Source organism: Texcoconibacillus texcoconensis (genome assembly GCF_014202575.1).
Classification (GTDB): domain Bacteria; phylum Bacillota; class Bacilli; order Bacillales; family Salisediminibacteriaceae; genus Texcoconibacillus; species Texcoconibacillus texcoconensis.
The window spans coordinates 14602-26678 of sequence record NZ_JACHHB010000012.1; the positions used below are offsets into that span (position 1 = coordinate 14602).

Sequence of the window (12077 nt, forward strand, 5' to 3'; positions counted from 1 at the left end):
ATTTCACTTCTTCCTTTATTTTAGCGATCCCCTAGCGTGAATACAATCCAAATGTCAACGATTACAAAGGGATTTGCAAAGCTACTTGCGTTGAGGATACGTTCATATTTTTATCTTTTAACTTCTCTCCATTCACAAGGACATTTTCAACGTGACCTATTCCATGTATAACAAGTTGAATGCGAGTCCACTGCGGAGAAAAGTTGGTTACTTGTTTATCTACATCAAGATAAATATCTTGACCATCTCTTCGAACACTCACTTGATATTGTAAATATTCACCTTTCTTGTGATCGCTAGTTTCTCCATCATCATCGTAAATCTCACCACTCGCCTTACCACTTTCAGACAAGTATGCATATAACGTTAATTCCTCATCTTTATAAGCTGTTGATCTTTTTTTCGGACCATGGACAATGATGGCTCCTTCTCTTATAAATAGAGGTAAAGTGTCTAGTGGAGCTGAAACGAGATGATGTTTTCTTCCTTCATAGGTTTCCCCATTCCAATAATGAACCCATCTTCCTTCTGGTAAGTATACCACTCGGTGTTGGCTTTCAGGTTGCATGACCGGGGCGATGATTGTATGGTCTCCTAACATAAATTGATCATATAACTGATACGTATTTTCATCATCTGGGTACTCTAATATTAGTGGTCTCATAGCTGGTACCCCAGTTTCACTCGCTTCTTTAAATAAGCGATACCACTCAGGAAGCCATTGGTACCGTAAGTCGATATATGTTTTCGCAATTTCTTCGATTTCTTTTCCAAAAGCCCAAGGTTCTTGACGGTCGGTTCCGATTGCACTATGGTTCCGAAAGTACGGTGCAAACGCACCAAATTGCATCCAACGAGCAAAGAGTTCTCCGTTGGCATCGTATGCAAATCCGCCGACATCTGCACCTGATAGTGGAACTCCAGATAACCCTAAATTCAGGCACATCGGAATCGCTAATTGAAGATGCTCCCAAAAACTTCGGTTATCTCCTGTCCAGACGGCCGCATAACGTTGAACACCTGCATATCCTGCTCTCGTTAATAGAAATGGTCGTCGCCCATTTAAATGCTTTTTCATCCCTTCATAGGTTGACTGCCCCATAAGCATACCATAAAGGTTATGCAGTTCACGATGGGTTTTTGGGTCCCCATCATTATCATGCATGACATTGATATCCATGGTTTTGCTTTCGTTAAAAACTGCTGGTTCGTTCATATCATTCCAAATGCCTTCTATACCAAGGTCACTGTAAAACTGGTGTTTATTCCCCCACCACCATCGCGCTTTTTCATTTGTGAAATCTGGAAACGCACTTGGGCCTGGCCACACATCACCAACGTAGTGGTTCCCCTCTAAGTACTTACAAAAATGCCCTTCTCGAACACCTTCTTGATAAATTTCATATTCTGGGTCAACTTTTACACCCGGATCTACAATCGTGACGATCCGTATCCCTTCGGTTTTTAAGTCTTTTACTAATTGTTTTGGGTTTGGAAAACGGTCTTCGTCAAATGAGAAGACACGATATTCATTCATATAATGAATATCTAAATAGACTGCGTCAAGCGGGATATCCTTATCAATGAAGTTGTTCACTAATTGACGTACCTCTTCCTCACTTTCATAACTATACCTTGATTGATGATAACCGAGTGCCCATTTTGGTGGAAGAGGCATCGTTCCTGTTAGCCACGTGTATTGCTGTAATACATCTTTCATTGTCGGACCAGCAAACATATAGTAATCTAATACCCCTGATTCAGCATGAAAATGGTACGTTTCCTCTTCTGATTTTATATCAAAAGTTGTTTTTCCTGAATTATCGAAAAATGTTCCGCAGGCATGGCCTTGACGAAAGGTTATAAAGAATGGAATAGATTGATAGAGTGGGTCGGTTTCTGGGTTATGAGGGGCATAAACATCCGTATTCCACATGGTCAATTTTTCACCACGTTTATCAAGATAACCAGTCTTTTCCCCAAAGCCATAAAAGCGATCATTTTCAGCTCTCATTTTATATGCAATGACTTCACCATTTTTCTTATAACCCATTCCGCGGGCGCTTTCCTTGGATAACACACGTCCCGTTTTATCTTGAATATTTAGACGACATGGGTTGTACGTCACTTCTACATGTAACAATTCACTTTCAATAATAGAATGATCTGTTTCTTTTGTCTCATGAATGTCTATATTTTCAGGTTGACGAATGATTGCAGAAGTTGTTTTCATTTCTGGCCATTTTTCGGGGTCCATCGTCACCCGCAATATATCATCACGAACAAACGTTAACGTGATATACACATTCTCACATGTAATAAAGAATTGCTGTCCATCTAGGTGTTGATCAATCACACGACCTACATCTTTAAAACTAGTGTCCATCATATTTTGTTCATTCCCAGGATGGATAGCATAACTTGTATCATCCATTTCCTTCATCCTCCAATCAATAACGATATAAGTTCATCTTTGAATACTCTATACATGCAAGCGGTTTCTTCACTTATATAAGATATGGGAAGGCTAAACAACAACCTTCCCATGCATCTTATATTTATCCTTTTGTCGCTCCAGCTGTGAGACCACCAATGAGGTAACGTTGTAAGAGCAAGAACACGGTTGCAATTGGAACAGCAATTAAAATCGCACCTGCAGCAAATCGTGTAAAGTTGTTCGCAAATTGGTCATTAACAAAGTTAAACAATCCAAGAGCGAGCGTGAAGTTTTCTGGACTGCGCAAAATGATTCTTGGCAAAATAAAGTCCATAAACGGCGTCATAAAGTTAAATAATGCAACAATGGACAAAATTGGTTTTGCTAGTGGCAACATGATCTGGAAAAGAACGCGAAAGTGTCCTGCGCCATCAATACGTGCAGATTCATCCAGTTCTCGTGGAATTGTATCAAAGTACCCTTTTACAAGAAACGCATTCATCGGAACAGCCCCACCGATATAAATCAGGGTTAAACCGACAAGGGAATCAAGAAGCCCTACAGTGTTTAGCAAGATATAGAGGGCAACCATCGCCATAAGAACTGGGAACATTTGTAACAAAAGCATCGCGTAAAGACCATTTTTACGTCCTCGGAAGCGGTAACGTGAAAACGCGTACGCAGTCAAAGAGACGATCAATGTGGCAAAGAACGATGTTGCAAGTGCAACAACTATGGAGTTACGATACCAAAGTAAATAGTTACTTCGTTCATCAAAGAACAGCCAGCGATAGTGTTCTAAAGTCGGTTCTGACGGGATCATACTAGCTCCAAACATGCTTGAAGTTGGATTTAGTGATAACCCGAACGCCCAAACGAGCGGATAAAAGATGACTACAAACATGACAGCAATAATCGCGTACATGATGATTAATTCGAGGGTATTTTTTGTGCTTTTTTTCATACCTTTTTTCATTAGATGCTTCCCTCCTCTTTAAAGGAACGAGTACGCCGAAATTGGAAAAACGCAAATGTGGCGACAAGTAGCCCTAAGATGATCGAGATGGCGGCTGCCATATTAAATTGCTGATTATCGAAGGTTAAACCATATACCCACGAAATCAAAATATCTGTTCCACCGGCCGTTTGACCTCGTACGGCAGGCCCACCTTCATTAAAGAGATAGATGATATTAAAGTTGTTAAAGTTAAACGAATACTGCATAATTAAAAGTGGTGCGGTTGCGAACATTACGTGTGGGAAGGTAATAAACTTGAACTTCTGCCATCGGTTCGCCCCATCTATGTCCGCTGCTTCATACCAGTCAGATGAGATACTTTGTAGAACCCCAGTAAAGAGAGCGAACACAAATGGAAACCCTAGCCATGTTTGAATCATAATCAGAGCCGTTCGTGTCCAAAATGGATCACTTAACCAAGGAATCCCATCACTCATTCCAAACAGTGGTATAAGGATATCACGGTTAATCGCACCAAAGTTATCATTGAATAGTGCACTAAAGATTAGGATCGTAACAAATGCTGGTACCGCCCACGGTAAAATGAAGACCGTACGAATAAGTTTCTTAAATTTCAATCTTGGGTCGTTTACAAGAATCGCTAAGAATAAGGCGAGTATGATTTGTAATGTTGTTGCAACGAACGTCCAAATTAACGTCCAGGAAAAAACACTGATCAACGTATTGCGCCACTCTGCAATCGTAAACAAGTTCGTAAAGTTTTGAAAACCTACCCAATCAAGAATTGCGCGCGGCGGTGCATTATATAAGTTATAGTTCGTAAATGCAAGTGCCAACATAAACATAAGTGGAAACGCTACAACAAATATTAAAAGGAACATCCCTGGTGAAATTAGAACATAAGGAAAAGTTGTGTCCCACGCATTTCTAAACCCTTCACGCAAATTTGGAACTTCCCAGCCTAATTGAATTCTCTTTGCGTCTTTATGTGCATCAAGGATATTTAATACATAAAATCCGATAAAAAAGGCGACGACAGTTGCTGATAATAAACCTTCACTTAAAAAGACACGTGAGTCATCTTGTCCTGGCACTTCACCAAGAGTAATCAGTCCGCCAATAGCTGGTCCTAATGATGAAACCAGAACCACGGCGAAAGCCGCAAAGAGAATGAACAAGGCGGTTCCTTTACCGAAACGTTTATTGTACATTTGACCGATACCTGGAATGATCGATAACAATGCGGCTACACGCGGTTTATGGTCTGGGTTAACGAGCTGCTGTTTTACTTCTTTTGGTTGTTTCTCGTTCGTAGCCATTTCGCATCCTCCTGCTTTAAAGAATCAGGATTGAAGAGGGAAAGCCTCTTCAATCCTTTATTTTTTTATTGCCCCATCATCATGATTGCATCGCGAATTTCTTGTACGACTTCATCCATCACTTCTTCAGCGTCATCACCTTGAGTAATAAACTCAAGACCATCGTTTGCTGGGTCCCATACTTGATCCATTTCTGGAATGTTCGGCATTGGCTGAGTCGTTTCCGTTTGCTCAAGAATTGGCTCGAAGAACTCATCTTCTACCTCAGCCTCTAAGTTCGCTGGAAGTTCACCTGCAAGATCGAAATAGTGCTCGGAGTTTTCAACATTTGTAATAAATAATGCTAATTCTGTAGCCCAATGTTGGTTCTCACTGTATTCAGAAACATGCCAACCTTTGTTTCCTGCGAAAGAGTTTGCATCATTTCCTTCGATCGTTGGAATAGGTGCAACTGCAAGGTCGTCTCCAAGTGCTGATTCATAATCTGGAATTGCCCATGGCCCGTTAATAGCTGCAGCTACTGTTCCTTGTTCGAACAATCCGTTAAGAATTTCACCGTCTACACCTGTTGGGTGAAGATCTTCATCAAACCATTGTTGAATAAATTCTGCCCCTTGAACAGATCCTTCATTATTTAAACCAATATCTTCTGGATCGTAAGCACCATCTGCATCTTGTCCGAAGATGTATCCACCGAACGCATCAAAGAACGGATAAGTGAAATAAATGTTGCCCATTTCCATTAAGAATCCGTATTCATCAGCATCACGGTTTGTAAATTCTTGTGAAAATTCGAAGAGTTCCTCGAATGTTTCTGGTGCTTCATCCAAGTGTTGTTCGTTGTAAAATAGTGCATATGTTTCTACAACAGAAGGGATTCCATACTGAGAACCTTCATAACTGAATGATTCAACTGCTTCTTCATTGTAATCATTCATTAAACGCTCTTCTTGGTCTTCTGTTAAGTTAAGCTCTGCTGCTAAACCTTGTAAAACAACATCACCTACACGGTCATGCGGTTGGAAGAATAAGTCTGGTCCTTGACCTGCTGGGCCATCTAAAGACATCGCTTCTGTTTGGTCTAGCATAGACATTGGTGTGATTTCAACCTCAATGCCGTATTCTGCTTCAAAGTCTTCAGCCATATCCTCATGTGCCTCTAATTGTGACTCCTCATCGTTCACCCACATTTCAAGGCTATCTGGCTTTTCTGGCTCTTCAACTTCTGCGGTTTCATCGACATCTTCTGTTGTACCATCATCAGCTGGCATTTCTTCAGGCTCCTCTTCTCCTCCACCACATGCAACGAGTTGGAGAGAAAGGGCAGGCACTAGTAAGGTCGAAAACAAAAACGATTTTCTTTTGAACATCTCTTTTCCCCCTTAAAAATTTTAGTCATTGAATGAGAAGAAACATGTTTTGAGAAACGATTGTCGGTTCCGGGTTCGCAATGAAATTTCATTTAGATCCAATAAAATATTGGTCATACTGACACTATTCACAGAAACCATGAAACTTATAAGACAATCGTTTGCACAAAGTGCTCGAAAGAAATCACGAACTATAAAAGTTTCGTGAAACCGTTTGCACCATGTTCCTATTGATTATTATAAAGGGCGATAGTCTAAAAGACAACCCTTTCCAATAAAAAAATCAAGCGCTTTCATATTCTTCATTTTTTCGTTCAGTTGTCTTTAATAAATGGTTTGCTGTCAGCTTTAATTGTTCAGCACTTCCTGTTAATCTTTCTTGCCCTTCTAATTGTTCTTTTAAACTACTATTTACATTCTCACCTCGTTTAGAAAGATCCTGTGCTGATTGTGCTAATTGACTAACAGAACCAACGACTTCTTGTATGCCATTAGAAATTTGTTCAATTGCTGCTGTGATCTCTGCATTTTGCGTTTGAAGTTGATCACTTTTTTCTACGATTTCACTAAATGTAGATGTTGTGTCAAGAGCTGTTTTTTCTGATTCCTCGTGAACAGACTTCAACATTTGAAATTCTTTAACGACATGTTCAGTATCATTTTGGATCGTTTCAATTACCTTTTTTGTTCTCATCGAAAATTCATTCGTTTGATTCGAAAGTTTTCGGATTTCATCTGCGACAACAGAGAAACTTTTCCCAGCTTGCCCTGCTCGCGCTGCCTCTATTGAAGCATTTAACGCTAAAAGATTTGTTTGCTCTGCGATCTCATCAATCCCTTGTAAGAATTGAGAAATTTCTTTCATCCGTTCATCCATTTCTTCGATTTTCGTTGTCATCGTATTCGCTTTCTCTTTCCCATCAACAACATGATGTTGCATTTGTTTTAAGGCTTTCTGACCTTCTTGAGCATATTGATTCATTTGTTTCATTTGGTCATAAATCATCTCAGATGATGCACGAATTTCTTGAGAACTCGCCGATGCTTCTTCCGTGATAGACGAGATCGTGTTCGTGTGATCAGCTTGTTTGTTCACTTCATCTTCAACGGTTCCCATTGTCCTTTGAACACCTTGTAAATTCATTAACTGGTTTTGTGATTGTTCATTGACTTGTTCAGAGATCCCAAACAATTGATGACTCACTTTATGTCCCGCTTTTAACATTTCATTTAATTGCTCTCCCATCCCCGTCAAAGATTGATCGATATCGTAAAATTCATCCCTTCGATTGGTGGACTGTTGATACTCAAAGTCCCCTTTACGGTAAGCATCGATACGCTGGTAGATATAGTTCAATCCACTTTTTAAGTTTTTTCCAAATAGAATAACACCAATAAGCGGAATGAACACCATGAAAATAACCGCTCCGTAGATTAATCCATCTGTCAAACTCTGTGCTTGAACTAAGTTATCATTCGCTTGCTCTCGTGATGTTTGTAAATAAGTTTGGATACGTTCATCTCCTTGCGTAATTGCCTCTTGCGTCCGTTCTACTTCAGGAGCAACCCTTGTACGAATTTGGTCAACATCACCGCCATGAAAGATGGATGTAAAATGTTGTTCATATAAAGTTTCGTAACCATTCAACCCTTCTTTAAAACGTCCTAAATAAACTTCCATTTCATCGATGCCACTCGCTCGGTCTTCAACTTGCTTATAGTAGTCAGAAGCATAATCAAGTGCTGTTTCCAAACGCTCTACTGCAGACTCATCATATCCCGAAGTAACCAATTGCATCTGCAAAATAGCCGCTTCATCAATGAATGATTTTAAACGAGTATAATCATCATGAAAGGATGCTATTTCGTCTAAGTTCTTACTCTCCTGACTGACTTGGTGATTTGAATATAATATTGATAGCCCTGACAACATACTAATACTTACTAAAAAGATTACAAGAATCATTAACTTCTGCATAAGTGTTAGCCGATAAAGCCATCTCATCACAAAACCCCTTCCTCAAATCATCGTCCTATGTCTCCTAAACCTGCGCAAGCGCTTGCACAAAACCCTAAAGACTTCTTCAATTTCATGAATATTCTATCATGTTTTGAATGCGGTTTCACTCTATTTTTTTGTAACAACTAAAATCTTTTCCACAAGTGACTTATCGACGGATACCCATTGTTCGATAATCTCTAGGGGAAATACCTTCTACTTTTCGAAACACTCTTGAAAAATAAGCGCGATCTTCAAAACCAACCGACTTTGCTATTGCTTGTACACTAGTGTTTCCTTCTTTTAACATCGACTTTGCTTTTTGAATTCTGTATTGATGTATGTATTGAACAGGCGTCATACCAAGTGTCCTCTTCATACAACGCGTGATATAATCACTGTGATAAAGAAGCGTTTTGGAAAGGTGTGCAACTGATAGTGTAGGATCTGAGTATAAATTGTGAATGACATTTAGTGCTTCTTCTGTCACTTTTTCTGCACTAGTCGGTAATCGAACCGAATGGTTTTGCCAATGAACAATAATGTCCGTAAAAATTGCTTGTTGTTTCATTTTATCAATTGATGAATAGGATTCATTTAATTGAATGAGTCGTTCAAATTCATCTGTAAATGTCTCTTTATTCATCACTTTTCCATATCTTGATAAATGTAATTGAAAACGTGCCGGTTCTGTAAATGTCCCTGTTTGTTTCAAGACGTCTGCCCAAGCTATATCCCCCTCCAACCATTTGTCTATAAATTCTCCTTCCACTTCAAAGTGCAGCCAATAAAAAGTCGTATCCTCATCACAAGGACGTAACCCAACATGCTCTTTGTTCGGTAGAAGTAACATGTATTCCCCGGCACCGACACTAAATGCTTCATCGTCTTCTTTCATATATAAAGTACCTTTTTCGACAAACAACAAATCAAATACATGAAAAGTTCTTTTAAAATGTTGGTGTCCTTTCGGAAACGTCGCTTTTCCACTTTTAATATAAGTTGGATAAGGTGGTACTTGAAAACAAAGTACAGTCATGTTCTCCCTCCTCTAAGTCGGAATTATACAATTGTTATCGCTTTTATGTCTTTGCAAACACTTTTATTACTAATAAACTAAGAGTACCTTTTGTTACGAAATGATCCAACCCTTATTATGACACATGGAGGACAACATGAAGGAAGAAACAAACAATGGTAAAAAAAAGTTAACACTTTTTGCTTTAACTTGGCCAATATTTATTGAGATTTTTTTACATATGCTTATGGGAAATGCCGATACTCTGATGTTAAGTCAGTATAGTGACGACGCCGTTGCTGCTGTCGGTGTTTCCAACCAAATTATGGGCTTTATTGTTGTGATGTTTGGCTTTATCGCAACTGGAACTACCATTTTAATTTCACAATTTTTAGGGGCTGATCGTAAACAAGAAGCCAACCAAATTGCCGTTGTCTCAATTGCAACAAACCTTACTTTTGGCTTGTTTTTAAGTATTTTCTTAATGGGATTTGGAGATACGATATTACGTTTGATGGGGTTACCAGAGGAATTGATGGACACTGCCCTTCTTTATTTACAAATTGTCGGTGGCTTTGCTTTCATTCAAGCCATGATCATGACTGTCTCTGCTATTATTCGTAGCCACGGACATACAAAGGATGCCATGTTTGTCACAATGGGGATGAACGTGATAAATGTTTTCGGTAACTTTGTTCTCATTTTTGGGGCGCTAGGTTTTCCAGAATTAGGACCCGTTGGTGTAGCGATTAGTACAGCCGCGAGCCGCTTTTTAGGAATGCTCGTTATGTTCATTGTTCTTTATAAACGTATTACTGGTGGGTTGCCATTCAATTATTTACTAAAAAAGTTCCCCAAAAAAGAATTGAAGCAACTTCTGAAAATTGGTATCCCATCAGCCGGTGAACAATTATCCTATAATACATCACAAGTTGTTGTGACTTCTTTTATTGCTACAATGGGGACAACTGCATTAACAACACGTGTTTACGCTCAAAACTTAATGATGTTTATGCTCTTATTTTCAGCTGCTATTGGTCAAGGTACACAAATCTTGATTGGACATTTAATTGGTGAACAGGCCATGAAAGAGGCTTACCTAAGATGTATAAAAAGTTTAAGTATCGGTATTGCGATTTCCACTTCAATGGCTATTGTGATTGCATTTTTTAGAGAGCCGTTGTTAGGAATTTTCACTGATAACTCCGAAGTTATTGGATTAGGGGGAACGTTGTTACTTTTAACTGTCATTCTTGAACCAGGTCGAGCATTTAACCTCATTGTCATTAATTCATTGAGAGCAGCTGGTGATGTTCGTTTCCCTGTTTATATCGGTGTTTTATCGATGTGGGGAGTGATGGTCACCTTGTCTTACGGACTTGGTGTCGCACTTGGACTCGGTCTTATAGGCGTATGGATTTCTTTTATTCTCGATGAATGGTTACGCGGTTTACTTATGCTACGGCGATGGCGGACACGTAAGTGGGAGTCAATGTCTTTTGTAGACGATCAAAAAAACCGAGAAACTGAAGAGGATAACCTAGTTAATAAACCTGCTACTAATCAATAGCGCCAAAGATGAGGGAATGTTCCCTCGTCTTTTTATTTATAACAATAAAAATTCACTCATCACACATTTCATAAATATGCGACAATAACTGAAGTAACATGTCAATATTTGTTGCTAATAAAAATGTTACATACCATTTAGAAAATTCTGTTATGTATAACGGATAATTTAGTCCTTGATTTCATAGACTTTATCAACATTAGGTGATGCATATTTTCTTTTTTTCTAGATAATGTTTTGACAACCCGTTTTTAATCTGCTTAAATGAAAAATGGACATCAACAATTTTTATGCGATTGTTGGTATCTTTACACTTTCTATTATACAAAGGGGGATTTTTTATGAAAAAGAAATTCTACACTTTGCTCTCAGGTGCATTAGCATCAACATTGGTTCTTGCAGCGTGTGGTGAAGAAGGAAACGGTGATGATGTTGACGACACAAACGAAGATGGCATTGAAGATGCAGGAGAAGAAACTGAAGCTTCTGATGTTGACGTCTCGAACTTACAATTAGGAACAGGTAGTACTGGTGGAACATATTTTCCACTTGGACAGCAAATCGCAGAAGCATTGAATGAACATATAGATGTGGATGACTTTGACTTGAGTTCAGTTAGTACAGGGGCGAGTGTTGACAACATTTCCTCTATTTATCGTGATGAGTTACACCTCGGCATGACTGTACACCTACCAGCACTTGATGCATTAACGGGGGCTGGAGCATTTGAAGGTGTTGAAATGGATAACTTTGGGTTCATGGGTCACATTTATCCTGAAGTCATGCAAATTGTTACAACAGAGGGGACGGGTGTTGAAACACTTGCAGACCTCGAAGGAAAGAGTGTAGCAATTGGACCTCCTGGAAGCGGTACACAAGAAGCTGCAAAGACGATCTTAGAAGCAGCCGGACTTGAAGAAGGCGATTATGAAGCAATGGAAGAAGGATTTGGTGATGCTACAAGCCGTATCCAAGATGGAAACTTAGATGCATCATTTGGTTTATTAGGATTACCGAATGGAAGTATTGAAGAGCTTGAAGTATCTGGTCGAGATGTGAAAATTTTAGACATCGATGACGAAACATTAGCTACAATTGAAGAAGTAAGTGGTTATGAAGGGTATGAAATCCCTGAAGGCTCTTATGACTTCCTAGAAGATCCTGTACAAACGGTTACTGCATATGCCGTGATGGTAGGTTCTACCGATACGATTGACGAAGATTTAGGCTATGAAATTACGAAAACAATGTTTGAACATAGCGATGCGATCAGTCATCAACAAGGTGACCATATGACAAAAGACAATGCCATGAATGGTTCGGAAGGTCTTCCAATCCATCCAGGTGCAGAAAAATACTTTGAAGAAGAAGGTATACTAGAATAA

The 12077-nt window shown here is 39.2% G+C and carries 8 protein-coding genes; 2 read left to right on the forward strand and 6 right to left on the reverse strand.

Annotated elements, in window-relative coordinates; all coding sequences use genetic code 11:
* Positions 1 to 61: 61 nt before the first annotated feature.
* The 6 genes from HNQ41_RS12485 to HNQ41_RS12510 all read right to left on the reverse strand — a co-directional run bounded on the left by HNQ41_RS12485 (position 62) and on the right by HNQ41_RS12510 (position 9143).
* The gene (locus HNQ41_RS12485) at positions 62 to 2434 is read right to left on the reverse strand and encodes a glycoside hydrolase family 31 protein (protein ID WP_184664765.1); all 2373 of its coding nucleotides are present in this window, start codon (positions 2432 to 2434) and stop codon (positions 62 to 64) included.
* Between the two features lie 124 nt (positions 2435 to 2558).
* Positions 2559 to 3401 (reverse strand): sugar ABC transporter permease, encoded by an 843-nt coding sequence (locus HNQ41_RS12490; RefSeq protein ID WP_184664851.1) that lies wholly within the window; start codon positions 3399 to 3401, stop codon positions 2559 to 2561.
* Positions 3402 to 3412: 11 nt separating this feature from the next.
* On the reverse strand, positions 3413 to 4735 hold the full coding sequence (locus HNQ41_RS12495) for a sugar ABC transporter permease (protein WP_184664766.1): 1323 nt from the start codon (positions 4733 to 4735) through the stop codon (positions 3413 to 3415).
* A gap of 65 nt (positions 4736 to 4800) precedes the next feature.
* Positions 4801 to 6105, reverse strand: coding sequence for an extracellular solute-binding protein (locus HNQ41_RS12500; protein WP_184664767.1), 1305 nt, complete (start codon positions 6103 to 6105; stop codon positions 4801 to 4803).
* A 283-nt stretch (positions 6106 to 6388) separates the two neighbouring features.
* Positions 6389 to 8110, reverse strand: a complete 1722-nt coding sequence (locus HNQ41_RS12505; protein ID WP_184664768.1) for a methyl-accepting chemotaxis protein — start codon at positions 8108 to 8110, stop codon at positions 6389 to 6391.
* Between the two features lie 163 nt (positions 8111 to 8273).
* Entirely contained in the window at positions 8274 to 9143 is an 870-nt protein-coding gene (locus HNQ41_RS12510; RefSeq protein ID WP_184664769.1) for an AraC family transcriptional regulator, read from the reverse strand.
* Between the two features lie 136 nt (positions 9144 to 9279).
* On the opposite strand from HNQ41_RS12510, the gene HNQ41_RS12515 reads away from it, so the two are divergent.
* Together HNQ41_RS12515 and HNQ41_RS12520 are read left to right on the forward strand one after the other, a co-directional pair.
* Positions 9280 to 10692: an MATE family efflux transporter gene (locus tag HNQ41_RS12515; RefSeq protein ID WP_184664770.1), complete on the forward strand. Its 1413-nt coding sequence runs from the start codon at positions 9280 to 9282 to the stop codon at positions 10690 to 10692.
* 341 nt (positions 10693 to 11033) lie between these two features.
* Positions 11034 to 12077, forward strand: coding sequence for a TAXI family TRAP transporter solute-binding subunit (locus tag HNQ41_RS12520; protein ID WP_184664771.1), 1044 nt, complete (start codon positions 11034 to 11036; stop codon positions 12075 to 12077).